24 protein-coding genes and 5 tRNA genes are annotated in these 26,022 nt (G+C 56.1%); 18 read left to right on the top strand and 11 right to left on the bottom strand.

The genetic code is table 11. The annotated features are described in order from the left end of the window. The first annotated feature begins 35 nt into the window (after window positions 1-35). Window positions 36-1,550: a nitric oxide reductase transcriptional regulator NorR gene (gene norR / locus G7090_RS18460; RefSeq protein WP_166183702.1), complete on the top strand. Its 1,515-nt coding sequence runs from the start codon at window positions 36-38 to the stop codon at window positions 1,548-1,550. On the opposite strand, the gene gutQ is transcribed toward norR, so the two are convergent. The 7 genes from gutQ to srlA form a co-directional block, all read right to left on the bottom strand. Further along, window positions 1,547-2,512: an arabinose-5-phosphate isomerase GutQ gene (gutQ, locus tag G7090_RS18455; protein ID WP_166183700.1), complete on the bottom strand. Its 966-nt coding sequence runs from the start codon at window positions 2,510-2,512 to the stop codon at window positions 1,547-1,549. The genes norR and gutQ overlap by 4 nt on opposite strands. Continuing rightward, window positions 2,505-3,278, bottom strand: a complete 774-nt coding sequence (locus G7090_RS18450; RefSeq protein ID WP_166183698.1) for a DNA-binding transcriptional repressor — start codon at window positions 3,276-3,278, stop codon at window positions 2,505-2,507. Before G7090_RS18450 ends, gutQ begins: the two co-directional genes overlap by 8 nt. Before the next feature lie 63 nt (window positions 3,279-3,341). After that, a complete protein-coding gene (gutM, locus tag G7090_RS18445; protein ID WP_166183696.1) occupies window positions 3,342-3,701 on the bottom strand; it encodes a transcriptional regulator GutM in 360 nt (119 codons plus the stop codon). A gap of 107 nt (window positions 3,702-3,808) precedes the next feature. Continuing rightward, the gene (srlD, locus tag G7090_RS18440) at window positions 3,809-4,588 is read right to left on the bottom strand and encodes a sorbitol-6-phosphate dehydrogenase (protein ID WP_166183694.1); all 780 of its coding nucleotides are present in this window, start codon (window positions 4,586-4,588) and stop codon (window positions 3,809-3,811) included. 15 nt (window positions 4,589-4,603) lie between these two features. After that, entirely contained in the window at window positions 4,604-4,966 is a 363-nt protein-coding gene (gene srlB, locus G7090_RS18435; protein WP_166183692.1) for a PTS glucitol/sorbitol transporter subunit IIA, read from the bottom strand. A 12-nt stretch (window positions 4,967-4,978) separates the two neighbouring features. After that, complete coding sequence (locus G7090_RS18430; protein WP_166183690.1) at window positions 4,979-5,938, bottom strand: PTS glucitol/sorbitol transporter subunit IIB; 960 nt, start codon at window positions 5,936-5,938, stop codon at window positions 4,979-4,981. After that, window positions 5,935-6,498 (bottom strand): PTS glucitol/sorbitol transporter subunit IIC, encoded by a 564-nt coding sequence (srlA, locus tag G7090_RS18425; RefSeq protein ID WP_156264509.1) that lies wholly within the window; start codon window positions 6,496-6,498, stop codon window positions 5,935-5,937. Before srlA ends, G7090_RS18430 begins: the two co-directional genes overlap by 4 nt. Before the next feature lie 268 nt (window positions 6,499-6,766). Here srlA and mltB point away from each other — a divergent pair, with 268 nt between their 5' ends. The 17 genes from mltB to G7090_RS18340 all read left to right on the top strand — a co-directional run bounded on the left by mltB (window position 6,767) and on the right by G7090_RS18340 (window position 21,024). After that, window positions 6,767-7,861 (top strand): lytic murein transglycosylase B, encoded by a 1,095-nt coding sequence (gene mltB / locus G7090_RS18420; RefSeq protein WP_207630084.1) that lies wholly within the window; start codon window positions 6,767-6,769, stop codon window positions 7,859-7,861. A gap of 173 nt (window positions 7,862-8,034) precedes the next feature. Beyond that, entirely contained in the window at window positions 8,035-8,532 is a 498-nt protein-coding gene (gene pncC / locus G7090_RS18415) for a nicotinamide-nucleotide amidase (protein ID WP_106994509.1), read from the top strand. An 86-nt stretch (window positions 8,533-8,618) separates the two neighbouring features. Further along, window positions 8,619-9,677 (top strand): recombinase RecA, encoded by a 1,059-nt coding sequence (gene recA, locus G7090_RS18410; RefSeq protein ID WP_166183686.1) that lies wholly within the window; start codon window positions 8,619-8,621, stop codon window positions 9,675-9,677. Window positions 9,678-9,757: 80 nt separating this feature from the next. Beyond that, a complete protein-coding gene (recX, locus tag G7090_RS18405) occupies window positions 9,758-10,258 on the top strand; it encodes a recombination regulator RecX (protein WP_166183683.1) in 501 nt (166 codons plus the stop codon). A 131-nt stretch (window positions 10,259-10,389) separates the two neighbouring features. Further along, the gene (alaS, locus tag G7090_RS18400; protein ID WP_166183681.1) at window positions 10,390-13,017 is read left to right on the top strand and encodes an alanine--tRNA ligase; all 2,628 of its coding nucleotides are present in this window, start codon (window positions 10,390-10,392) and stop codon (window positions 13,015-13,017) included. A 241-nt stretch (window positions 13,018-13,258) separates the two neighbouring features. Next, window positions 13,259-13,444, top strand: coding sequence for a carbon storage regulator CsrA (gene csrA / locus G7090_RS18395; protein WP_000906486.1), 186 nt, complete (start codon window positions 13,259-13,261; stop codon window positions 13,442-13,444). Between the two features lie 342 nt (window positions 13,445-13,786). Next, a tRNA-Ser gene (locus tag G7090_RS18390) sits at window positions 13,787-13,879 on the top strand. 4 nt (window positions 13,880-13,883) lie between these two features. Beyond that, window positions 13,884-13,960 (top strand) — tRNA-Arg (locus tag G7090_RS18385). A gap of 65 nt (window positions 13,961-14,025) precedes the next feature. Further along, window positions 14,026-14,102, top strand: a tRNA-Arg gene (locus G7090_RS18380). 65 nt (window positions 14,103-14,167) lie between these two features. Then, window positions 14,168-14,244, top strand: a tRNA-Arg gene (locus tag G7090_RS18375). A 160-nt stretch (window positions 14,245-14,404) separates the two neighbouring features. Further along, window positions 14,405-14,481, top strand: a tRNA-Arg gene (locus G7090_RS18370). A gap of 248 nt (window positions 14,482-14,729) precedes the next feature. Beyond that, on the top strand, window positions 14,730-15,296 hold the full coding sequence (gene yqaB / locus G7090_RS18365) for a fructose-1-phosphate/6-phosphogluconate phosphatase (protein ID WP_106994513.1): 567 nt from the start codon (window positions 14,730-14,732) through the stop codon (window positions 15,294-15,296). Further along, window positions 15,293-15,721: a YqaA family protein gene (locus G7090_RS18360; protein WP_106994514.1), complete on the top strand. Its 429-nt coding sequence runs from the start codon at window positions 15,293-15,295 to the stop codon at window positions 15,719-15,721. Before yqaB ends, G7090_RS18360 begins: the two co-directional genes overlap by 4 nt. A 71-nt stretch (window positions 15,722-15,792) precedes the next feature. Further along, window positions 15,793-17,337, top strand: coding sequence for a glutamate--cysteine ligase (gene gshA, locus G7090_RS18355; RefSeq protein ID WP_166183679.1), 1,545 nt, complete (start codon window positions 15,793-15,795; stop codon window positions 17,335-17,337). Window positions 17,338-17,489: 152 nt separating this feature from the next. Beyond that, a complete protein-coding gene (luxS, locus tag G7090_RS18350; protein ID WP_106994516.1) occupies window positions 17,490-18,005 on the top strand; it encodes an S-ribosylhomocysteine lyase in 516 nt (171 codons plus the stop codon). 227 nt (window positions 18,006-18,232) lie between these two features. Then, entirely contained in the window at window positions 18,233-18,601 is a 369-nt protein-coding gene (locus G7090_RS18345) for a hypothetical protein (protein ID WP_106994517.1), read from the top strand. Window positions 18,602-18,675: 74 nt separating this feature from the next. Next, complete coding sequence (locus G7090_RS18340) at window positions 18,676-21,024, top strand: FKBP-type peptidyl-prolyl cis-trans isomerase N-terminal domain-containing protein (RefSeq protein WP_166183677.1); 2,349 nt, start codon at window positions 18,676-18,678, stop codon at window positions 21,022-21,024. Between the two features lie 60 nt (window positions 21,025-21,084). On the opposite strand, the gene emrB is transcribed toward G7090_RS18340, so the two are convergent. The 4 genes from emrB to G7090_RS18320 form a co-directional block, all read right to left on the bottom strand. Continuing rightward, window positions 21,085-22,632, bottom strand: coding sequence for a multidrug efflux MFS transporter permease subunit EmrB (emrB, locus tag G7090_RS18335; protein ID WP_106994519.1), 1,548 nt, complete (start codon window positions 22,630-22,632; stop codon window positions 21,085-21,087). Window positions 22,633-22,648: 16 nt separating this feature from the next. Then, window positions 22,649-23,824, bottom strand: coding sequence for a multidrug efflux MFS transporter periplasmic adaptor subunit EmrA (emrA, locus tag G7090_RS18330; protein ID WP_166183675.1), 1,176 nt, complete (start codon window positions 23,822-23,824; stop codon window positions 22,649-22,651). A 125-nt stretch (window positions 23,825-23,949) separates the two neighbouring features. Continuing rightward, window positions 23,950-24,480: a transcriptional repressor MprA gene (mprA, locus tag G7090_RS18325; protein WP_106994521.1), complete on the bottom strand. Its 531-nt coding sequence runs from the start codon at window positions 24,478-24,480 to the stop codon at window positions 23,950-23,952. Window positions 24,481-24,791: 311 nt separating this feature from the next. Further along, window positions 24,792-25,976 carry an MFS transporter gene (locus tag G7090_RS18320; protein WP_166183673.1) on the bottom strand — a complete coding sequence of 395 codons (1,185 nt, stop codon included), beginning with the start codon at window positions 25,974-25,976 and terminating at the stop codon, window positions 24,792-24,794. Window positions 25,977-26,022: the final 46 nt, after the last annotated feature.

Below are 26,022 nucleotides of genomic sequence, written 5' to 3'. Positions count from 1 at the left end.
ACAAGATGCATTGTCAAAATGACAGTGAGGCGAAAATGAGTTTTTCTGTAGAGGTGCTGGCGAAAATCGCCATTGAGTTACAGAGCGGTATCGGCCATCAGGATCGCTTTCAGCGGCTGATCTCCACCCTGCGTCACGTGCTGGATTGCGACGCCTCGGCGCTGCTGCGCTATGAAGGGCGGCAGTTTATCCCGCTGGCGATCGACGGCCTGGCCCAGGACGTGCTGGGGCGGCGCTTTACTCTGGAAGGCCATCCGCGGCTGGAGACCATCGCCCGCGCCGGGGATGTGGTGCGCTTCCCGGCCGACAGCGACCTGCCCGATCCCTATGACGGGCTAATCCCCGGCCAGGAGAGCCTGAAGGTGCACGCCTGTATCGGCCTGCCGCTGTTTGCCGGGCAGAACCTGATTGGCGCCCTGACCCTGGACGGCATGTCGCCGGACCAGTTCGACACCTTCAGCGACGAGGAGCTGAGGCTGATTGCTGCCCTCGCCGCCGGGGCCCTGAATAATGCCCTGCTGATTGAACAGCTTGAGAGCCAGAACAGCCTGCCCGGGGGCCCGGCTGTGTTTGAGCAGGTGAAAAACACCGAGATGATCGGCCTGTCGCCGGGCATGATGAGCCTGAAAAAAGAGATTGAGATTGTCGCCGCCTCCGACCTGAACGTGCTGATCGAGGGCGAAACCGGCACCGGCAAAGAACTGGTGGCGAAAGCCATCCACGAGGCCTCGCCGCGGGCGGTCAATCCGCTGGTCTATCTCAACTGCGCCGCACTGCCGGAGAGCGTGGCGGAGAGCGAGCTGTTCGGCCACGTCAAAGGGGCGTTTACCGGGGCCATCAGCAACCGCAGCGGCAAGTTTGAGATGGCGGATAACGGCACCCTGTTCCTCGATGAGATTGGCGAGCTGTCGCTGGCGCTGCAGGCCAAGCTGCTGCGGGTGCTGCAGTATGGCGATATCCAGCGGGTGGGCGACGACCGCAGCCTGCGGGTTGACGTGCGGGTGCTGGCAGCCACCAACCGCGATCTGCGCGAAGAGGTGCTGGCAGGCAACTTCCGCGCCGACCTGTTCCATCGCCTGAGCGTGTTCCCGCTTTCGGTGCCGCCGCTGCGCGAGCGGGGCGAGGACGTGGTGCTGCTGGCGGGCTATTTCTGCGAGCAGTGCCGGTTGCGGATGGGGTTATCCCGGGTGGTACTCAGCCCCGGTGCCCGTGCGCATCTGCTGAGCTACGGCTGGCCGGGTAACGTGCGCGAGCTGGAACATGCCATCCACCGGGCGGTGGTGCTGGCCCGGGCGGCGCGGCTGGGGGATGACGTGGTGATCCACGCGCAGCATTTTGCCCTGCATGATGAGAGCACCCCTGCGGTGACGCCGGAAACCCCGTTAGTGGTGAATCAGAACCTGCGCGAGGCAACGGAAGCGTTTCAACGCCAGATGATTACCCGCGCGCTGGAGCAGAACAGCCGCAGCTGGGCGGCAAGCGCAAGGGCGCTGGAGACCGACGTCGCCAACCTGCACCGGCTGGCGAAACGTCTGGGTCTGAAGAGTTAGATGATCCCTGCCTGGTAGAAATCCTGCAGGTTGATGGCACCACACAGGCGGCCATTTTTGTCCACCACCGGGGCGGCGGTGATTTTGCGCTTCATCAGCAGCTCTTTGGCTTCAATGGCGCGGCTTTCGGCCTTCAGCGTCAGGCCACCAGTGGTCATGGCGCTGCTGACGTTAACTTCCAGTTGGCCGCCGCCCACCAACCAGCGACGCAGGTCGCCGTCGGTAAAGACGCCTTTCACCTGGTTGTCGTCATCGCAGACCGCCACCAGCCCCAGCCCGGTGCGGCTCAGCTCAAGCATCGCATCCATCACGCTGGTGTTCAGCTTCACCTGTGGGGTGGCGTCGTCGGTACGCATCAGGTGATGTACTTTGTTCAGCAGACGGGCGCCCAGCGCGCCTGCCGGGTGGGAGCGGGCAAAATCTTCTTCGTTAAAGCCGCGGGCCTGCATTACCGCCATTGCCAGCGCATCGCCCATCATCAGGGTGTTGACGGTGCTGGAGGTCGGGGCCAGGTGCATCGGGCAGGCTTCGCGTTCCACCGAAATATCCAGCGTGGCTTTGGCGGCCAGCGCCAGCGGCGAGCGGGGTTTACCGGTCATCGCCAGCAGCGCGACCGATTTTTCCTGCAGGCGCGGCAGGATCAGATCCAGCTCTTTCGCCGAACCGGAGTAGGAGATAAACAGCAGCACGTCGCGACTCTCGATCATTCCCAGGTCGCCGTGCAGGGCTTCAGCCGGATGGACGAAAAAGGCCGGGGTGCCGGTGCTGGCGAGGGTGGCGGCAATCTTTTTGCCGATGTGCCCGGATTTACCGATGCCCGCGACAATCACTTTGCCTTCACACTGGATAATGGTGTTGGCGGCCAGAACAAAATCCTCTCCCAGACGATCCGGCAGGCGGCTGGCCTCCTGCAGTTCCAGCATCAGGGTTTGACGACCCGCGTTTAACAGAAAATCACTCATCTCTCTCTCCGGTTACAATCACATCGATTCCTTTCTCTTCCAGCGCTTGTTTGAACGCCGGATCGATACCCGCGTCGGTAATCAGCTTATCAACGCTCTCCAGGCTAGAGACAATATTCGGGCTTTTACGGCCAAACTTCGACGAGTCGGCCATCAGAATCACTTCCCGGGCGGCATTGCACATCGCTTTACTGACGCTGAACACCTCGTTGAAGGTGGTGACGCCCGCATTAAGGTCGATGCCGTCGGTGCCCATAAACAGCCGGTCAAAGCTGAAATGGTCGAAAGCGTTCTCCGCCAGCTGGCCGTGAAACGAGGCTGATTTTTTACGGAAGGTACCGCCGGGCATCAGGATGGTTTGTTCGTTGTCGAATTCGGACAGGGCGTTGACGATATGCAGGCTGTTGGTCATTACGGTGATGTTATTGAAGCGGCTCAGCATCGGCACCATCTGCAGCACCGTACTGCCCGCGTCGAGGATGATGGAGTCACCGTCATGGATATACTTGACCGCCGCCTCAGCAATTAACGCCTTCTGGTGGGTGTTGATCAGCGTCTTGTGATCGATGGGCGGATCGGCCTCGTCCTTATTCAGCACCACGCCGCCATAGGTGCGGATCACCGCCCCGGAATTCTCCAGGATCACCAGATCCTTGCGGATGGTGGTGCCGGTGGTGTCAAAGTAGTGGGCCAGATCCTCAACCGAACATTTTCCCTGCTTTTGCAGATGGTCGAGAATGGCCGCCTGCCGCTGACGGGGTTTCATAGGCGTTGAGTTCCTCAGGTTGCGAAATGATAATTTCGCAAGCTTATAACGTTCACAACGAAATTATCCATGTTTCAATTTAAGCGCTAATGATAGTGCATCCTGACACAGCGAATCATTGGGAAAGATCACATCAGGCTCTAATTCCTGTAATGCGAGACCGTTAATCGCTGCAATTTTCACCGGTCGGGCAAAGACCGTCAGTCCGCGCATCATCATTGCATCGCAGACCCGATGATTGTCATCCAGCGCGATGGCGACAATCACCCGCGGTTTGAAACGTCCGCCGGAGCGGCCCACGCCGACACGACCTTTCTGGCAGAGAGCGTCGAATGCGCGGTTAAAGCGGTGGATTTGCCAGCCCCCGAGGGCCAGCTGGCACAGCCAGGCGATAACGGCGACGGTCATTAATGCGGTAACCATGTGTAGCTCCTGTGGAATTGCCGGGTGGCGGCTGCGCCTTACCCGGCCTACGATTCGAGGGGGTTGTAGGCCCGGTAAGCGCAGCGCCACCGGGCATTAACGCACAATCAGAACATCACCTGCCCGCCGGTGATATTGATCGACTGCCCGGTGCAGTAGGAGGCTTTCGGGCTGGCATAAAACAGCAGCATGTTCAGCACGTCCTGATAGTCGCACCCGCGCTTGAGCGGCACTTTATCGATGTAATACTGCTCCACTTGATCCGCTTCGATGCCAAGCTTAGTGGCATACTGCGGCAGCAGGGACTGGAACATCGGTGATTTCAGCAGGTTGCCGAGCATCAGCGAATGCACGGTAATACCGTACTCCGCCAGATCCAGCGCCAGGGACTGGGTCAGCCCCACGCCGCCGAACTTGGCCGCGCTGTAGCCGGAGTTATGCTTGCTGCCCACCTTGCCGGATTTGGAGTTGATCTGAATGATGCGCCCGGCAATGCCGTAGCGGATCATCAGGCGCGAGAACTCCCTGGCGCAGAGGAAATAGCCCACCAGGTTCACCTGCAACGAACGGTCGAAATCCCCCAGTTCCACGTCGCTAATAAACGCTGCTTTGGCGATCCCGGCGCTGTAGACCAGCAGATCGACCCGGCCAAAAATCTCATTCACCCCGTGCGACAGCGCCATCACGCTCTGCTCGCTGGTGGCGTCGGCGCCAAAATCATACGCCTTGCCTTCACCAAACTCCTTATTGATCTCGCTGGCGACCCGGGCGGCTTTTTCGCTCTGAATGTCCACCACCGCCACGCGATACCCTTCTGCGGCCAGCCCGCGGCAGAGATATTCCCCTAAGGTTTGTCCCCCGCCAATGACAACTGCAACCTGTTCCATGTTTCTCTCCTTTAATTACGCCACAAATTTCAGTACACAACCGGCTGCAACCGCCTGCGGAACCGGCCCGGCAACGTGCACGGTGCCCGGGTATTCCGCCGCGGTCTGGCCATCAAAACGCAGGGTGATATGCCCCAGCTCGCGCAAGTTCTGCTCCGCAACATCGCCCACCGCTGTTACCGGATAGCGCGCATCGCCCAGCGTGAGCTGGCTGCCAGGCCGCAGCTCGCCGCTCAGTTCGCCGTGACAGTGGATAAAACAGAACTCCTCGATATCCGCCGGAGCCCCTTCACGGAAGGTGATCAGCATCTGGTCGCTCAGCGCGTCCGGGGCGCTCTGGCCGATGCGGGTAATGGTGGTCTGGTAAATTACGGTCATGACGAATTCCTCTTATTGATAGATAAAGCCAGAGACGAACCAGGCAATCAGGACGGTGGGCGCGCCGGTCAGGAAGCGGCTCACCAGCACGGAAGGAACGCCGACGCGGACGGTGTCCTGGCGCGCTTCGGCCAGCGACAGTCCCACCGGGATAAAGTCGCAGGCGGCCTGGGCATTAATGGCAAACAGGGCGGGCAGGGCGAGGTGCGGGGGAATATTGCCGAGCCCGATCTGCACCCCAATCAGCACGCCGATCACCTGGGCAATCACCGCCCCGGGGCCGAGGAACGGCGACAGCAGCGGGAAGGAGCAGATCAGCGCCAGGGTTACCAGCCCGAGCGGATGGCTGGCCAGCGGCGCGAGGCCGTGGGCGATCCAGTCCCCCAGACCGGAGGCCATGATGATGCCGATCAGCGCCGAGACGAAGGCCATAAACGGCAGGATGGTTTTCAGCACTGTGTCGATGGTATCGCGCCCGGACTGGAACAGCACCGCCACCGCGGAGCCCATCCCCATCCCGACTTTTGCCAGCAGGCCGTCGCTCTGCTCGGTGATCTTCATGCTGGTGTCGTACTCTCGCGGCGCGCTCTGTTTTGCCGGGGCAGCTCCCCCGGCCAGAGAGATGTTCTCTTCCTTTACGCCGGAGACGTAAATGTCCTCCAGGATGTACTGCGCCAGCGGGCCGGATTTGCCGGTCGCATGGATATTGACGGTGGGAATACGGCGTTTTGGGTAGATGCCGCAGCGCAGGGTGCCGCCGCAGTCGATCACCGCCACGCCAATCTCCGCTTCCGGCGGCTCGCCCTCCTTAAAGCCGTCTACCGCTTCCCAGCCGGTGAGTTCGCGCAGCTTGTCGACAATCGCCGGGCGGGTGCCCGCGGTGATATAGACGATCTTTTTGTTTGCTGTGGCGTCGAGTTCCAGCGGGCCGCCCCAGCCGCCCACGCCTTTTTCAATCCGGATACGGGTCATGCTGTGGCTCCTGCAAGCTGGACTTTCTGTTCAAGCTGAATGCCCATTTTCTTTTCGAAAATGGCGGTGGTGAGATCGGTCACCCAGCCGCGGAAGAAGTTGGTCACCAGGCCGACCAGCAGGTAGCTCACCGCCAGCGGGCCGAGCGGCAGGCCCAGTGTGGTCAGGCCGCTGGCGATCCCCAGATAGACGAACAGCTCGCCGGGGTTAATGTGCGGAAACAGACCGTTCATGGAATGACAGCTGTAGGACGCCGCGGCGTAGTAGCTTGGCTTGTAGCGTTCGGGCATAAAGCGCCCGAGGCTCAGGGTCATCGGGTTACAGAACACGAAGGTGCCGATGCAGGGCAGCAGCAGGTAGCGGGAGACGGGGTTCCCGGCGCAGCGCTGGGCCAGTTTTTCGATCCGGTGCTGACCAATAAAGTTGATCAATGCATTCATGATCACCAGCAGGCTGATCAGCAGCGGCAGGATCCCGGTGACCATGCTGGTAAAGACCTCGCCACCTTTCTGAAACAGCCCGATAAACCACTCGGCGCCATGGGTGATGGTTTCTATCATTGTTTTCTCCTGTAGGGTGAGTTCATCTCTGACGGGCTAATAATAATCACTTTGAAAGGTTTTAAAGTGTTAAACAGATCTCACAATGAAAGAAAAATGTATTATTTTGAAAGATAATGGGCGAGGCGGGGGCGACGTGGTTGAGAAGAGGACGAATTTGTCTTCAGGCGCGTAAAGATTTTGCCGTGCGGGTTCGCATCTCTTCCTTGAGGTGTCCCGGATGCTTTACCATACTTGCCACTTATCGAATTCGTTGAATGGATGTCTCATGCTCAAGCGTCGTTACGCAGCCTTACTGCCTGCGCTTATTCTGCTCTCTGCCTGCAGCAGCAAACCGAAGACCGAAGAGGTCCAGCAACAAACGGCGGGCGCCCCGTCCGGTGGCTTCCTGCTGGAACCCCAGCATAATGTGATGCAGATGGGGGGCGACTTTGCCAACAACCCGGCGGCGGAACAGTTCATCGACAAAATGGTGAGCAAGCACGGGTTTAATAAAACCCAGCTGCAGGAGATCCTCTCCCAGGCCAAGCGTCTGGACTATGTTCTGCGACTGATGGATCGCCAGGCGCCGACCACCCAGTCACCGGCCGGGCCGAACGGGGCATGGTTACGCTATCGCAAGCAGTTCATTACCCCGGACAACGTGCAAAACGGCGTGGCGTTCTGGAACCAGTATGAGGATGCGCTCACCCGCGCCCAGCAGGTGTACGGCGTGCCGCCGGAAATTATCATCGGCATTATCGGGGTGGAAACCCGTTGGGGCCGCGTGATGGGTAAGACCCGCATTCTGGATGCCCTGGCGACCCTCTCCTTTAACTACCCGCGTCGGGCGGAGTACTTCTCCTCCGAGCTGGAAACCTTCCTGCTGATGGCCCGCGACGAGCAGGACGACCCGCTGGATCTGAAGGGCTCCTTTGCCGGGGCGATGGGTTACGGCCAGTTTATGCCGTCCTCCTATAAACAGTATGCGGTCGACTTCAACGGGGACGGGCACATCAACCTGTGGGATCCTGAGGATGCGATTGGCAGCGTCGCCAACTACTTCAAAGAGCATGGCTGGACCCCAGGTCAGCCGGTGGCGGTGATGGCTAACGGCCAGGCGCCAGGTCTGGAGAACGGCTTTAAAACCCGCTACAGCGCGGCACAGCTCACCGCTGCAGGGTTAACGCCGCAGCAGCCGATGAGCGGTAATCAGCAGGTCAGCCTGCTGCGTCTGGATATCGGTACCGGCTATCAGTACTGGTACGGGCTGCCGAACTTCTACACCATTACCCGCTACAACCACAGCACCCACTATGCGATGGCGGTCTGGCAGCTGGGTCTGGCCGTTGCGCAGGCACGTGTGGCCTCGCCGTTCAGTTAATTCTGCTTCTGTCCGTCGAAAAAGGGAGTGGCGTTGCGCCACTCCCTTTTCATTATTAACCGCTCATCCAGGTTAATTTTTCTGAAGCCCCCTCGTAAAACCTCCACCTCGTCCTCATATCTGGCGACTAAAGTGCTATCTTGTGCTGCACGTTTATAAGGAGTCAAAACGCGATGACTGACCATGAATTGATGCAGCTCAGTGAGAGAGTAGGGCAGGCGCTGAAACAGCGCGGTGCGACGATCACCACGGCAGAATCCTGTACCGGCGGCTGGGTGGCGAAAGTCATTACCGATATCGCCGGCAGTTCCGCCTGGTTTGAGCGAGGATTTGTCACCTACAGTAATGAAGCGAAAGCGCAAATGATTGGTGTCCGTGAACCCACGCTTATTGAGCATGGCGCGGTCAGTGAGCCGGTGGTCATTGAGATGGCGATTGGCGCCCTGCGTGCCGCCCGGGCGGACTATGCTGTCTCTATAAGTGGCATCGCCGGGCCGGACGGCGGTAGCGATGAAAAGCCTGTCGGAACGGTGTGGTTTGGCTTTGCCACGGCGCAGGGCGAGGGGATTACCCGTCGGGAATGCTTTAGCGGCGACCGTGAAAGCGTGCGTCGTCAGGCCACCGTTTATGCGTTAAAAACGCTCTGGCAACAATTTCTACAAAACACTTGATACTGTATGAGCATACAGTATAATTGCTGCAACAGAACAGAATCCAGGGTGAAGCGCAGTTGTTTCACCCGGCATGAGAGGAAAAAATGGCTATCGACGAAAACAAACAGAAAGCGTTGGCGGCAGCACTGGGCCAGATCGAAAAGCAATTCGGTAAAGGTTCCATCATGCGCCTGGGTGAAGATCGTTCCATGGATGTAGAAACTATCTCCACCGGTTCGCTTTCTCTGGATATTGCACTGGGTGCTGGCGGCCTGCCTATGGGTCGTATCGTAGAGATCTACGGGCCAGAATCCTCCGGTAAAACCACCCTGACCTTACAGGTTGTGGCGGCAGCACAGCGCGAAGGCAAAACCTGTGCCTTTATCGATGCTGAGCACGCGCTGGATCCAGTCTACGCACGTAAACTGGGTGTTGATATCGACAACCTGCTCTGCTCCCAGCCGGATACCGGTGAGCAGGCACTGGAAATCTGTGACGCACTGGCGCGCTCTGGCGCAGTAGACGTAATCATCGTCGACTCCGTTGCAGCACTGACGCCAAAAGCAGAAATCGAAGGCGAAATCGGTGACTCTCACATGGGCCTCGCGGCACGTATGATGAGCCAGGCGATGCGTAAGCTGGCCGGTAACCTGAAGCAGTCCAACACGCTGCTGATCTTCATCAACCAGATCCGTATGAAGATTGGTGTGATGTTCGGTAACCCGGAAACCACCACCGGTGGTAACGCGCTGAAATTCTACGCCTCCGTGCGTCTGGATATCCGCCGTATCGGTGCCGTGAAAGACGGTGAGAACGTGGTGGGTAGCGAAACCCGCGTGAAGGTTGTGAAGAACAAGATTGCGGCACCGTTTAAACAGGCTGAGTTCCAGATCATGTACGGCGAAGGTATCAACTTCTTCGGCGAACTGGTTGACCTGGGCGTGAAAGAGAAGCTGATTGAAAAAGCGGGCGCATGGTACAGCTACAACGGCGACAAGATTGGTCAGGGTAAAGCGAATGCAATCTCCTGGCTGAAAGAGAACCCGGCTGCAGCAAAAGAGATCGAGAAGAAGGTGCGCGAGCTTCTGCTCAGCAACCAGGATTCCAAACCGCAGTTCGCTGTTGATGGCGAAAACGCTGAAGAAACCAACGAAGATTTCTGATAATCGGATGTCATATACAAGGGTCGCTTAATGCGGCCCTTTTTGCTTTTTGGTTTTAGACTGCAGCAGGAGGTTTATTTATGAATGAATCCACAACGCGTCGTCCTGCTTATAACCGTCTGTTAGATCGCGCGGTGCGCATCCTTGCCGTCCGCGACCACAGCGAGCAGGAACTACGCCGCAAACTCGCCGCGCCGGTGATGAGCAAAAATGGGCCAGAGGCCATCGATGCCACGGCAGAAGATTACGACCGGGTGGTCGCCTGGTGCTATGAGCACAGCTATCTGGACGATACCCGTTTTGTCGCACGCTTCATCGCCAGCCGCAGCCGAAAAGGCTACGGCCCGGCGCGCATCCGACAGGAGCTCAATCAAAAAGGTATCCCGCGCGAAACCAGCGAAAAGGCGATGCGTGAATGCGAGATTAACTGGTGCGAACTGGCGCGGGAACAGGCCGTGCGAAAGTACGGTGAACCTTTGCCACGTGAGTTTTCAGAAAAGGTCAAAATCCAGCGCTTTTTGCTCTATCGCGGATTTCTGATGGAAGATATTCAGGAGATCTGGCGTAATTTTACCGATTGAACGCATGCGGGATTTTACTTCCCTCTAAAGAAAACTTATCTTATTCCCACTTTTTTCAGTAGCTGGTCCGTCCAACAACGGTTGTGTAGTGACCGGCTGTGACATTTCGTTAGCTTGATTTCAGGATAATTATGAGCAAGAGCACCGCTGAGATCCGTCAGGCGTTTCTCGATTTTTTCCATAGTAAGGGACACCAGGTTGTTGCCAGCAGCTCCCTGGTACCGAACAACGATCCAACTTTACTGTTTACCAACGCCGGGATGAACCAGTTCAAGGATGTTTTCCTTGGTCTCGACAAGCGTAATTATTCTCGCGCAACCACCTCGCAGCGCTGCGTGCGTGCGGGCGGTAAACATAACGATCTGGAAAACGTCGGTTACACCGCACGTCACCACACCTTCTTCGAAATGCTGGGTAACTTCAGCTTCGGCGACTATTTCAAACATGACGCTATCCAGTACGCATGGGAACTGCTGACCGGTGAAAACTGGTTCAACCTGCCGAAAGAGCGTCTGTGGGTTACCGTCTACGAAACCGATGACGAAGCCTATGAAATCTGGGAAAAAGAAGTGGGTATCCCGCGCGAACGCATTATTCGCATCGGCGATAACAAAGGCGCACCGTACGCGTCTGACAACTTCTGGCAGATGGGCGATACCGGCCCATGCGGTCCGTGTACCGAAATCTTCTACGATCATGGCGATCACATCTGGGGCGGCCCTCCGGGTAGCGCAGAAGAAGATGGCGACCGTTATATCGAGATCTGGAACATCGTCTTCATGCAGTTCAACCGTCAGATCGACGGCACCATGGAGCCGCTGCCGAAGCCATCCGTGGATACCGGTATGGGTCTGGAGCGTATTGCCGCAGTACTGCAACACGTTAACTCCAACTACGACATCGACCTGTTCAGCACCCTGATTAAGTCTGTTGCCGAAGTAACTGGCGCAACCGATCTGAGCAACAAATCCCTGCGCGTTATCGCCGACCACATTCGCTCCTGTGCCTTCCTGATTGCTGACGGCGTGATCCCGTCGAATGAAAACCGTGGCTACGTGCTGCGCCGTATCATTCGTCGTGCTATCCGTCACGGCAACATGCTGGGCGCGAAGGACACCTTCTTCTACAAACTCGTTGGGCCACTGGTTGGCGTGATGGGCGCAGCTGGCGACGAACTGAAACGTCAGCAGGCGCAGGTTGAGCAGGTTCTGAAAACCGAAGAAGAGCAGTTTGCCCGTACTCTGGAACGTGGTCTGGCCCTGCTGGACGACGAACTGTCGAAGCTGAAAGGCGATACGCTGGATGGCGAAACCGCCTTCCGTCTGTACGACACCTATGGCTTCCCGGTTGACCTGACCGCTGACGTCTGCCGCGAGCGCAACATTAAAGTTGACGAAGCAGGCTTCGAAGCGGCCATGGAAGAACAGCGCCGCCGTGCGCGTGAGTCCAGCGGTTTTGGTGCCGATTACAACGCGATGATCCGTGTTGATGGCAGCAGCGAATTCGAAGGTTACGAGCATCTCGAAACCAATGGCAAAGTGACTGCGCTGTTTGTTGACGGTAAAGCCGTGGACAGCATCAGTGCGGGCCAGACTGCGGTTGTGGTGCTGGACAAAACCCCATTCTATGCAGAATCGGGCGGTCAGGTTGGCGATAAAGGCGAGCTGAAGGGCAGTGATTTCAGCTTTACGGTCAACGACACGCAGAAATACGGTCAGGCGATTGGTCATCAGGGCACGCTGGCATCCGGTACCCTGAAAGTGGGCGAGGGCGTTCAGGCTATCGTTGACGAAGCGCGCCGCGCACGTATCCGTCTGAACCACTCCGCGACGCACCTGATGCACGCCGCGCTGCGCCAGGTTCTGGGCACGCACGTTGCGCAGAAAGGCTCGCTGGTAAACGACAAAGTGCTGCGCTTTGACTTCTCCCATTTCGAAGCGATGAAACCGGCGGAAATCCGTGCGGTAGAAGATCTGGTGAATGCCCAGATCCGTCGTAACCTGCCGATTGAGACCAACATCATGGATCTCGAGGCGGCGAAGAACAAAGGCGCAATGGCCCTGTTCGGTGAGAAGTATGACGAACGCGTACGCGTGCTGAGCATGGGCGATTTCTCTACCGAACTGTGTGGCGGTACCCACGCCAGCCGTACGGGCGACATCGGTCTGTTCCGCATCGTGTCTGAATCCGGTACCGCGGCAGGTGTGCGTCGTATCGAAGCGGTCACGGGTGAAGGCGCGATTGCACTTCTGCATGCGCAGAGCGATCAGCTGCACGACATCGCTCAACTGCTGAAAGGCGACAGCCAGAACCTGGGCGAGAAAGTGCGTAGCGTGATGGAACGTACCCGCCAGCTGGAAAAAGAGCTGCAGCAGCTGAAAGAGCAGGCTGCCGTTGCCGAGAGCGCCAACCTCTCCAGCAAAGCGGTTGAAATTAACGGCGTCAAACTGCTGGTCAGCGAGCTGACGGGCGTTGAGCCGAAAATGCTTCGTACCATGGTCGACGATCTGAAGAACCAGCTCGGTTCTACCATCATCGTTCTGGCGACGGTAGCGGAAGGTAAGGTTTCTCTGATTGCGGGCGTATCTAAGGACGTGATCGACCGTGTGAAAGCAGGGGAACTGATTGGTATGGTCGCTCAGCAAGTGGGCGGTAAAGGCGGTGGTCGTCCGGACATGGCGCAAGCCGGTGGTACAGACGCAGCAGCCCTTCCAGCGGCACTGGCCAGTGTTGAAAGCTGGGTAAGTTCGAAACTGTAATAATTACAAAGCGTACACAGACGCCATAACGACACCGTTATGGCGTACTGCGCTCTACGCTATCGATAATGATAAAGTCAGGTTGAGTTTGTGTATATCGGCTAAACTTACGTTTAACAGATTGTGATGCCATGACTACCGACACATTACGTGTTTGTCATCGCTTACTTTTTGGCGTTATATGATGGATAATGCCGGGATACAAGAGACCCGACTCTTTTAATCTTTCAAGGAGCAAAGAATGCTGATTCTGACTCGTCGAGTTGGTGAGACCCTCATGATTGGGGATGAGGTCACCGTGACAGTTTTAGGGGTAAAGGGCAACCAGGTACGTATTGGTGTGAACGCCCCTAAAGAAGTCTCTGTTCATCGTGAAGAGATCTACCAGCGTATCCAGGCTGAAAAATCCCAGCAGTCCAGTTACTGATATTATCGCGTCTCGCTGTCTGGCGAGACGCAACCCTCCCGATATATTCCTTGTCAAAAGTTACCGTTCGATTTCAACTGCTCTCTTTTTAACCTCCTGTCATACCCTTTCTCTGTCCGACATCCTCTTTATACCTACACATAACTGCCAGCAGGCCTGCAAAATCCGTTTATAAAACACCCTCTTTGCGGGTTTTACATGCGAATTGACTGTGATTTGTGCAAACGAAAAAAGAGCGTGGAAAAAGGTTTGACTTATAAGTCCCAGAAAGTAATATATGCGCCACGCAGCGACGAGAAGCTCTTAACGAGTTACTCGAAGCACTCGAAAGAGGCGTTGTGTGGTGAGGTGGCCGAGAGGCTGAAGGCGCTCCCCTGCTAAGGGAGTATGCGGTCAAAAGCTGCATCCGGGGTTCGAATCCCCGCCTCACCGCCATTTTGCATCCGTAGCTCAGCTGGATAGAGTACTCGGCTACGAACCGAGCGGTCGGAGGTTCGAATCCTCCCGGATGCACCATCCTTTACTTCATGTCGTTTTCGAAACGATATGGGGTATCAAGTAGTACAGTAGTAAATCCTGATGCATCCGTAGCTCAGCTGGATAGAGTACTCGGCTACGAACCGAGCGGTCGGAGGTTCGAATCCTCCCGGATGCACCATCTTTTGCTTTGTGTTGCTTATGAAGCAATACAGAGTATCAGCAGTAACAGTAGTAAATCCCGATGCATCCGTAGCTCAGCTGGATAGAGTACTCGGCTACGAACCGAGCGGTCGGAGGTTCGAATCCTCCCGGATGCACCATATTCTCCGAGATAGCAGCTAAACTGTTGTTTCATGTTCTGCGAGATAATCGCGAGCACCAGGGAGGATAGCGTTGCTTTAGCAACGCCCCGTAGGGCGAGGCGCAGCCGAGTAATCCTCCCGGATGCACCATTTACTATTTCTTCAGAAGTACCCTGATGCATCCGTAGCTCAGCTGGATAGAGTACTCGGCTACGAACCGAGCGGTCGGAGGTTCGAATCCTCCCGGATGCACCATCTTCTCCGAGATAACAGCCAGACTGTTGTTTCATGGTCTGCGAATCAATCGCCAGCACCAGGGAGGATAACGTTGCTTTAGCAACGACCCGGAGGGCGAGGCAACGCCGAGTAATCCTCCCGGATGCACCATCTTCTCCCTCATTGTTTATTCCTTCGACGTTCCGTCAGCAATCATCTTCTCTGTCAGCGACAAAACCCCTTGTTTACGTTAAAGTAACGTTTTGTAATCCTTCTGCGAGAGCACGATGTACGCACAGTATGACGGTTTGATCTTCGATATGGATGGGACCATCCTGGACACCGAGCCAACGCATCGTAAAGCCTGGACTGATGTCCTCGGCCGTTACGGAATGCGTTTCGACTTACAGGCCATGATTGCCCTCAACGGATCCCCCACCTGGCGTATTGCGCAGGCCGTGATTGAACTGAATCAGGCCGATCTCGACCCCCATCTGCTCGCGCGTGAAAAAACCGATGCGGTAAAAGCGATGCTGTTAGATACCGTGCGCCCTTTGCCATTAATTGAGGTGGTAAAAGAGTGGCACGGACGTCGTCCGATGTCGGTCGGGACGGGCAGTGAGAGCGCGGTCGCAGAAGCATTGCTCAACCACCTTGGTCTGCGCCACTATTTTTCTGCAGTGGTCGCCGCCGATCATGTTAAAAACCACAAACCCGCCCCGGACACCTTCCTGCTGTGTGCAGAGCTGATGGGTGTGCCCGCTGCGAAGTGCGTCGTGTTTGAAGATGCCGACTTCGGTATTCAGGCGGCACATGCTGCCGGCATGGATGCGGTGGACGTTCGCTTACTGTGAGTGACCTGCTGTCACTGACCTCACTATTCGCCAGCAGTTTTTTAAGCGCTACGCTCTTGCCGGGAAATTCGGAAGTGGTGCTGGTGGCGATGCTCTTGTCCGGCGTAAGTCAGCCCTGGTTGCTGGTGTTAATAGCAACAATGGGTAATAGCTTTGGAGGGCTGACTAACGTTATTCTTGGGCGATTCTTTCCGCTACGCAAAACGTCGCGTTGGCAGGAAAAGGCAGTCGGCTGGCTAAAACGCTATGGCGCTGCCACGCTTTTATTAAGCTGGATGCCGGTAATCGGTGATTTACTGTGCCTGCTGGCGGGATGGATGCGCATCTCCTGGGGGCCCGTGCTCTTTTTTTTATGCCTTGGCAAGGCGTTGCGCTACGTTCTGGTAGCGGTTGTGACTTTGCAGGGCATGACGTGGTGGCACTAATTGGACTGTTTGTGACCATGAACCATTACAATTATGCTAAATAAAATGATTTTGACAGGCGGGAGGTCGAATTGATCCCGGACGTATCACAGGCACTGGCCTGGCTGGAAAACCACCCTCAGGCTCTGAAGGGTATTCAGCGTGGTCTTGAGCGCGAAACGCTGCGCGTAAACGCGGATGGCAGTCTTGCAACGACGGGCCATCCACAGGCGTTGGGTTCGGCGCTGACCCATAAGTGGATCACTACTGATTTCGCTGAAGCGCTGCTTGAGTTCATTACGCCGGTCGATGGCGATATTGACCATATGCTGAAGGTCATGCGTGATATCCACCGCTACAGCGCCCGCAATCTGGGTGACGAGCGTATGTGGCCACTCAGCATGCCTTGCTACATCGAGCAGGGCCAGGACATCGAACTGGCGCAGTACGGCACGTCTAACATTGGTCGTCTGAAAACGCTTTATCGCGAAGGGCTGAAAAACCGCTACGGCGCGCTGATGCAGACGATCTCTGGCGTGCACTATAACTTCTCGCTGCCGATGGCATTCTGGCAGGCGAAGTGCGGCGAGACCGATAAAGAGGCGATCTCGGCGGGCTATTTCCGCCTGATCCGTAATTACTATCGCTTTGGCTGGGTCATTCCGTATCTGTTCGGTGCGTCACCAGCGATTTGCTCCTCTTTCCTGCAGGGCAAACCGACCACGCTGCCGTTTGAGAAGACCGACTGCGGGATGTATTACCTGCCGTACGCCACCTCTCTGCGTCTCAGCGATCTCGGTTATACCAATAAGTCGCAAAGCAATCTCGGAATTACGTTTAACGAATTGCACGAGTATGTGGCAGGATTGAAGCGGGCGATCAAAACGCCATCGGAAGCGTACGACGAAATCGGGCTTGAGAAAGACGGCAAACGCCTGCAAATCAATACCAACGTTTTACAGATCGAAAACGAACTGTATGCGCCGATCCGTCCAAAACGTGTTACTCGCAGCGGCGAGACGCCGTCAGATGCCCTGCAGCGCGGCGGCATTGAGTACATCGAAGTGCGTTCCCTGGATATCAACCCGTTCTCACCGATTGGTGTTGATGAGCAGCAGGTACGCTTCCTCGATCTGTTTATGGTCTGGTGCGTGCTGGCCGATGCGCAGGAGATGAGCGCTGACGAACTGCTTTGCACCCGCACCAACTGGAACCGGGTGATCCTGGAAGGGCGCAAGCCTGGCCTGACGCTGGGTATGGGGTGTCAGACGGCGCAGTTCCCGTTGCAGCAGGTGGGTAAAGATCTGTTCCGCGATCTGAAGCGCGTTGCCCACACCCTGGACAGCGTGTACGGTGGCGAAGCGTATCAGCAGGTTTGCGACCAGCTGGTCGAAAGCTTTGATAATCCAGAGCTGACATTCTCGGCGCGTATTCTGCGTTCTATGATTGATCAGGGGATTGGTGGCACCGGTCGTGCGCTGGCGGCGGAGTATCGCGATATGCTGCAGCAGGAGCCGCTGGAAGTGTTAAGCGAAGCCGAGTTTGCTACGGAGCGCGATGCGTCTGTGGTGCGTCAGAGTGAGATTGAAGCGGCGGACACTGAGTCGTTTGCAGCGTTTCTGGCGAAACAGGCCTGACAGAAAAGAAAAAGGCCACATCTCTGTGGCCAAAATAACATCTCTGAAGAACAGGGATGATGATAACAAATGCGCGTCTTTCATATATTCAGACTCGCGTTGAAAAGAAGAGTTCATTTTTTTTAAAAAAAAATCACTATCGGAGGTGACGTATGCCGTTATTAGATAGCTTTACCGTCGACCATACCCGTATGGAAGCACCTGCTGTACGCGTTGCGAAGACCATGCATACCCCGCACGGCGACACGATCACTGTCTTCGATCTGCGTTTCTGCGTACCCAACCAGGAAGTGATGCCCGAAAAAGGCATCCACACTCTGGAGCACCTGTTTGCCGGTTTCATGCGCGATCACCTGAACGGTAACGGCGTTGAGATCATCGATATCTCCCCAATGGGCTGCCGTACCGGTTTCTACATGAGCCTGATCGGCGTGCCGGAAGAGAAACGCGTCGCAGATGCGTGGAAAGCGGCAATGGAAGACGTACTGAAAGTAAAAGAGCAGAACCAGATCCCGGAGCTGAACGTTTACCAGTGCGGTACTTATCAGATGCACTCTCTGGAAGAAGCCCAGGAGATTGCACGTCATATTCTTGAGCGTGACGTTCGCGTTAACAGCAATGAAGAACTGGCGCTGCCAAAAGATAAGCTGCAGGAACTGCACATCTAGCAAATTACCCGGCCCTCCGCAAGAAGTGTGCCGGGTAATATTAGTTTCTTTATAAATTCCTAAAAGCCCATCTCTCGTTGTGAATCCCTCTCTTTCTCTTTATTATGCAAACAACGCATGGTAGTTATTTATATATATTATATCTATGGATGATAGATTGACGCTCATTCACTGTAATTATTGATGCGCGAATATTTCATGGAATAGATAATAATTCAGAGGGATTTATGAAAGTTTATTTTGCTGGCACCGCGATTCTTTTTTCCGCCTTTCTCCTGTCCGCCTGCAGCTCTAAGCCAGTAACACCGCCTATCGCCAAAGCCCCGGCTGAACGCAAGCAGGAGGTGCAGTGCTATCAGGAGTTCTCTGCACTGCAAAAGCTCGACCCGGCGGCCTATGAGTCCTATCGTAAGCAGTTCGATAATATTAATAAAAACTATAAAATTTACGAATCGAATAAAGCTCTGGTTGATGGTAACGCTTCTGAAGTTATGCTCACCGAAATAAATAAAAAACTGTCGCTGGTATGCGTCAGGATTCGTAATACGGTTTATACCAACATGATGAACCGTGCCAATGAAATGAATCAGTTATGAATAAATACTTCAGCGCAGCATTGTACTGCGGATTATTATTATCGGGCGGAAAAGCGTTTTCAGCCGGAACGGATTTGTTAGAACGTTTAAGTAACGAAAAGATTATCGGCAACGATTCAACCAATCCTTTTAGTGCCCCAAATACCACTCCTAATCCCCCGGACGCGGCACCGCAGGCTAAAAAGCCTGTTCGTCCTGCAGCCCGTGCCGTGCCCGGTAAAAACGACAAGGCCGTCGTCGTGGACCAGGCTAAACTTTCCCGCCTCACCGAGGCGCTTCGCCAGGCCAATGCCACCATCACCGGATTAGACAAACAGCTAAGTACGGTAGAACGTGAAAAGGCGCAGCTGGAGCAAGCCGTCGCCCACGAGAAAGAGCGCGTCGCGGAAAAAGAGCAGGTACTCGCCCGGCTTAAATCACAGCCGGATGGCAGTGCGCAAAAACTTGCCGTTGAAAGCCTCATCGCGACGCTGCCGAAATCCACTGGCGTCGATCAACAAAAAAACGCCGAGCTGGCGGAGCAACTGAATAACGCCAACGCACAGCGCGCGGCCCTGACTAAAGCGTTAAACGAGCTGCAGGCACAGAAGAACGCGCTGGATACTCAGCTCGCTACGCTGAAAACGAGCAGCGAAAAGAGCAGCGTCGCAGCGAAAGAACTCGACGCCCTAAAAAACCAGCTGTCGGCGCTGAACCTGCAAAAAGCTAACCTTGAAAGTCGGCTGGCCGAACAGGAAAAATTGTTCAGCAGCGAAAAGACGAAGGCTGAGGTTGCACAGAGCCAGCTTGAGGTCGCCAAAAAAGTCATTGCCTCGCAGGATTCGCTGCTGGCCGAGCAGAAGAACAACGCCGGAAGCGACAAAGAGAAGCTGGTCAAAGAACTTACCGATCTACAGGTGCAGAAAAAGGCGCTGGATGCCCAGCTCGCTACCCTGAAAACGAGTAGCGAGAAGAGCACCGTCGTAGCGAAAGAACTCGACGCCTTAAAAGCCCAGCTGTCGACGCTGAATCTGCAAAAAGCCACTCTGGAAACCCGGCTGGCCGAACAGGAAAAATTGTTCAGCAGCGAAAAGACAAAGTCTGAGATTGCGCAGAACCAGCTTGAGGACGCCAAAAAAGTTATCGCCTCGAAGGAGTCGCTGCTGGCCGTACAGAAGAGCAGTGCCGACAGCGATAAAGAGAAGCTGGTTAAAGAGCTGACTGAGCTTCAGGCGCAGAAAAAGGCTATGGATAGTCAGCTAACCGCGCTGAAAGCGGCCAATGAGAAAAGCGCCGCGCTGACCAAAGAGCTGACCGACCTGCAGACGCAGAAGAAAGCGCTGGAGGCACAGCTCGCCACCCTCAAAATCAGCAGTGACAAGAGCACCGGCGCCGTGAAGGAAGTCGATGCCTTAAAAGCCCAGCTGTCGGCGTTAAACCTGCAAAAAGCCACTCTGGAAACCCGGCTGGCCGAGCAGGAAAAACAGGTCAGCAGCGAAAAGGTGAAGTCTGAGATTGTGCAGAACCAACTCGAGGACGCCAAAAAAGTCATCGCTTTACAGGAATCCCTGTTGGCTGTGCAGAAAAATAACGCTGGCAGCGAGAAAGACAAAAACGGTGCGCTGGCCACTCAGCTGGCTACCGTCGGGAAAGCGTCTGAGGAGCTGAAAAAACAGCTGGCCCAGCTTCAAACGCAAAAAGCAGCGCTTGAGGAGCAGCAGAAAACGCAAAGCGCCTCTCTGGCAGCGCTGACGGCCGAAAACCAGAAGCTGAAGGCGAGTCAGGCAGCACCTGCAAAAGAGGGTACGGATAAGCAGCGGATGAAGATCGATAAGGCTGCGGCAAAAGATACGCTGACCAGCTACGCCATTGGCAGTTGGTATGGCGATGCGGCAGGGCGTGAAAAAGCTAAGCTGGACGGGCTGAAGAAAAAGCTCGATCTCAACGCCTTTATGCAGGGCTTTAACGATAAGGTGAACAATAATCTGCAGCTGGCGCCAGCTGTGCTGTCGAAAGAGCTGACCGCGCTGGACCAGGTTCAGAAAAAGCAGTTTGTCGCCACGCAAAGCGAAAATGAAAAGCAGAGCAAAGCGATCATGGCTAAGGCGGCGAATGAGAAGGGTGCCAAGCGACTGCCGGAGGGGGCAATCTACCGGATTATCCAGCAGGGCCAGACCCCACTTATTACTGGCCAGAATGAGATCATGACCGAGCTTAGTGAGGTGCTGGGCACCGGTAAGGTGATGTCCAGTAAAGAGGTTCGTGCCAGCCGGGTGAAAGATCTCCCGCCAATGTTCCAGACGGTGGTGAAAAAGATGGGTCTGGGCGGGGAGGCAAAACTGCATATTCCGGCGAAGCAGGCTTACGGTGAAGCGGGCGTCCCCGGCTTTGTGCCGCCAGGTACGGTCTCGATCATCACGATTAAAATTATCGGTATTAAATAATCGTAATCGCGACCATAAAAAAACGGATCTGCATGCAGATCCGTTTTTCTTTTCAGGCGGTTAGTGCGCGCCACCGCCTCCACCGCCCGCTCCGAACGGCGGTCTGGCTAACCAGATCAGCCCCAGTAGCACGATGAACACGCCCGCCGACAGCCAGAAGATCTCGTTAGCCGAGATGATCAGCCCCTGCGCGGTGATCTGCTGTGCTATCCAGCCTGATGCCTGCTGCTCGGACATGCCCATTCCCTGCAGCTGGCTGTACACCTCCTGCGCCTGCGGATTGAACACGTTCACCGACTCCGTCAGCTGCGCATGGTGTAACGACTCGCGGTTGCTCCACATGGTGGTGGTCATCGAGGTTCCGATGGAGCCCGCCAGGGTACGCATAAAGTTCGACAGACTGGAGGCCGCCGCCATCCGTTCCGGCGGCAGGCCGGAAAGGGTGATGGTGGTCAGTGGCATAAAGAAGCACGCCACCGCAAAGCCCTGAATAAACTGCGGCCACGCGGAGGCACCAAAGTCCATGCCCGGTTCGAAGGTATAGGCACGCCAGTAGAAGCACACCGCATACATAATGAAGCTGAAGGTGACCAGCCGACGCATATCGAGCTTATGGGCGAAGCGACCAATGATCGGCGACAGCAGGACCGGGATCACCCCGACCGGCGCCGACGCCAGCCCCGCCCAGGTGGCCGTGTAGCCATATACCTCCTGCAATAGCTGCGGCAGCAGAACAATGGCGCCGAAGTAGAGCATGTAGGCAAGGCTGATACACAAGCAGCCTATGGTGAAGTTGCGCGACTTGAATAGCGACAGATCGACTATCGGGTTGTCATCCGTCAGCTCCCAGACAATCAGGAAGCTTAGCGCCACCACCGCCACCACCGTCAGGACGATGATCTCCTGCGAGGCGAACCAGTCCAGCTCTTTCCCGCGGTCGAGCATGATCTGCAGACTGCCGATGCCCAACACCAGCAGCGCCAGCCCCACGCCATCAATGCGTCGTTGCTCGGTGCGGGTTTCGCGACCGCGCAGCGACTGCAGGGTCAGCAACACCACCACCGCGCCAATCGGCACGTTGATAAAGAAGATCCAGCCCCAGTGGTAGTTATCGCTGATATAGCCGCCCAGAATCGGGCCGCAGATCGGGGCGACAATCACCGTCATCGACCAGAGCGCCAGCGCGATAGAGCGTTTGGCCGGTGGATAGTTGTTAAGGAGCAGACTCTGCGACAGCGGGATCAGCGGCCCGGCAACAATCCCCTGGATCACGCGGAAGAAGATCAGCATGGTCAGGCTGCTGGACATCCCGCACGCCCAGGAGGCGATCACAAAGGCGATGGTGGACCAGAGGAACAGTTTCACTTCCCCGACGCGCTTTGCCAGCCAGCCGGTGATCGGAATGGAGATAGCGTTCGCCACCCCGAACGAGGTGATGACCCATGTCCCCTGGCTCAGGGATGAGCCAAGGTTCCCGGCGATGGTCGGGATCGCCACGTTGGCGATGGTGGAGTCCAGCACCTGCATAAAGGTCGCCAGCGACAGCGCAATGGTCATGATGACCAGTTGCGCCCCTTCCAACGGTTTTTGCGGTTTTTGCTGCTGCATAACGCTCACCTTTGGATTAACCGGCGTTCGCCTTCACGATCTCATCGATCAGCTTATTCACGGGCTCAAGGCTGATCTCGCGGGCATTACTTTCGTAAGCCGGGTTAGAACGCGCCTGGTTCGCCAGCATCTGACCGTCGCGGTTAGCGGTATCGACCGTCACCAGCGTGGAGAGACCAATACGCAGCGGATGATCCGCCAGCTGTTTCTCATCCAGCTCGATACGCACCGGCAGACGCTGAACCACTTTGATCCAGTTCCCGGTGGCGTTCTGCGCAGGCAGCAGAGAGAAGGCGCTGCCGGTACCCATATCCAGACCGACAACTTTACCGGTGTATTTCACCTCGTCGCCATAGATATCGCTGACCACCGTGGCGCTCTGGCCAATACGCATATGCGCCAGCTGCGTCTCTTTGAAGTTAGCATCCACCCACAGGTTCGTTGCCGGCACGACCGCCATCAGCGGGGTTGAGGTGCTGATCTGGGCGCCAGGCTGCACCGAGCGACGGGAAACGTAGCCAGTCATCGGGCTGACGATTTTGGTTCGCTCCAGCGCCAGCCAGGCGTTGCGCACTTCAGTCGCTGCCTGTTTGACCGCCGGCTGTTGATCGAGAGTCGTGTCCAGCACCACCGCCTGGTTGGCGTTGTATTGCTGAATGGCGACATCGAGCTGGGCCTGGGCGCTGGCGACCGCATCGCGGGCGTGTTGCAACTCTTCACGGCCAATCAGGTTGGCGGTGCCGAGGGGAACGCGGCGATTAAAGTCACTCTGCGCCTGGGCGAGAGCCGTTTTCTGCACGGTGATGTTGGCCTGCAGCTGCTTGCTGTTGATCATCTGCTGACGGGTCTGACGCACGCTCGAGGCCAGCCCGGTCTGCGCTTTTTCAAACGCCTGCTGCGCGTCGGTTGGATCCAGCGTCACCAGCACGTCGCCTTTTTGCACAAAGTCGGTATTGTCAGCCCAGACTTTCGTCACGCTGCCCGACACCTGCGCCATAATCTGAACCTGGTTCCCTGCCACGTACGCGTCATCCGTCTCTTCACTATGACGCAGTACTAAAAACCAATAGATCCCATATGCCACGGCAATGATAATAAAGAGCAAGGTCAGCAGCAGAAGGGCGCGCTTGCGTTTGCCTTTCTTCTTGTTGACCGGTTGCTGCGGGGTTGTGTTCTCCGCATTTGCGCTCATGATTTTCTCCACGATCTTATTATTTCACATCGGCTGAGCCGACCTGTTATCAGAAAGGCCAGCACTATTATGTGCTGGCCTGTCGGTTTTCTTATGAATCTGGATTTTTGGAGCGTGTCGTCGCGTTAGCGCAGCGCCTCAAGAACAGCGCCGTCTTCATCCATCTGGTCCAGACGGGTGAGAAGCTTACGGGTGATATGCTCGAGCTGCTCTTTCTCGGTACCACTTAAAGACGACCAGAGTTGATGCAGGCAGTTGTGCTGAGGTGGAAGCACCTCACGCAGGAATTCGTGACCCTTGTCGGTCAGTTGCAGATGCAGACAACGGCGGTCGTTGTCGCTTTCACGGCGTTCAATCCAGCCGCGTTTTTCCAGCTCATCGGCAATACGGGTTGCATTGGTACGAGACGAACCCAGGGCGCAGCTCAGCTCGGAAGGCTGGATGCTGTGATTCTCCTGAGACTCCAGCGTAATCAACGCCATAAATAACGTCTCGTTAATCCCTTGAGCTTTCAGCATTTTATTGCGATTTTCCAGCAGCTTTCCCTGCATGTGCATGCAGAGACGGGTCAGCAGGATCTCCTGATACGGGAAATCTGCATAGCGACTGGCGCGAAATTTAAGCATTTGTTCAATGGGCGTAAACGAACTATCCATTTGGGCATAACCTCATTAATTACAGCCGATATAGTAACGACGGTGACAAATAATGTAAATGAATTATTTGTGCGGCTAAAATCGATTAGACAAATTTCACCGTCATCAAGAGCCGGGTAGATCCGTGACCCGGTAAGCACAGAAAAGAGGGGATTGCACTGGCAAAACGGGGATGGGACTTCGGGCGTAAGCTATTCATGCGGTATTCAAATATATTACCCACATAAAAATTTCCGGAATAAATGATTCCGCCACCATATCAGACTGAGGGGCTCCTTAACACCCTGAGGAGCCCCAAACTTATGTAAACCTTATTGAATAGCTTCCTGACGATGGTAGCCGCGCCACCACACCAGCAGGTTCAGGATCGCCATCACCGTCCCGGCCACACAGACGCCCGTCCAGCCGCCATGCTGCCACGCGTAGGCGGAGATCAGTGACCCGGCGGCACCGCCGATAAAGTAGCTGGTCATATACCCGGCCGTGAGGCGGTTACGGGCGTCCGGCTTGACGCGGTAGATCACGGTCTGGTTGGTGATATGCACCCCCTGCACGGTGAGGTCCAGCACCAGGATGCCGACAATCAGCGCCAGCACCGAGATGTGCCCGTACCAGATCGCCGCCCAGGAGAGGAGCAGCATCACCAGCCCGACGGTAGTGGTGATATGCGATTTGCCCTTGTCCGCCAGACCGCCCGCAGGACGCGCCCCCAGTGCCCCGGCAGCACCCGCCAGGCCGAACAGGCCGATCATCCCTTCAGAATAGTTGAATGGCGGAGAGGCCAGCAGGAAGGCCATCGACGTCCAGAGGATGCTGAAGTTGGCGAAGGTGAAACAACCCAGCAGCGCCCGGGTACGCAGCAGTTTATCGCGGGTGAACAGGCTAAAAACGGACCCCAGCAGCTGGGGATAGTTAAGATGCGTCTCAGACTTCACCTTCGGCAGGCCGCGCCACAGGGCGAGAGCCATCACCACCATCAGCACTGAGGCCACCCAGTACACGGTGCGCCAGCCGCCGATACCCGCCAGCAGACCCGCCACGGTACGCGCCAGCAAAATCCCCAACAGCAGGCCGCTCATGATGGTCCCGACCACCTTGCCGCGTTTTTCCGGCGAGGCGAGGGTGGCGGCGAGCGGGACTAAAATTTGCGCCACCACCGAGAACAGCCCGGTCAGGGCGGTACCAACGATCATCATTGCCAGCGACTGGCTGGAGGCGGTAATCAGCATCCCGCCAGCGGCCAGCAGGGTCATGGAGACAATCATCGCCCGGCGCTCGAACATATCTCCCAGCGGGACGAGGAACAGCAGGCCCACGGCATACCCCAGCTGAGCGGCGGTCACGATAAAACCGGCCGAGCTGGCAGACAGGGAAAAGTTGCGAGCGATGGTTTCCAGCAGCGGCTGAGCGTAATAGTTACTGGCGACTGCCAGACCGGTTGCCACTGACATCAGCAGAATGAGAGCAGGGCTAAGCCCTTGATTATTTTTTGTCATCAGGTTTTTGAAATCATTAGTTGAGTGATTATTTTTTCAGAAACCA

Source organism: Leclercia sp. 29361, from assembly GCF_011290365.1.
Taxonomy (GTDB): Bacteria; Pseudomonadota; Gammaproteobacteria; order Enterobacterales; family Enterobacteriaceae; genus Enterobacter; species Enterobacter tamurae.
This window is presented reverse-complemented; position numbering and strand designations above follow the sequence as displayed.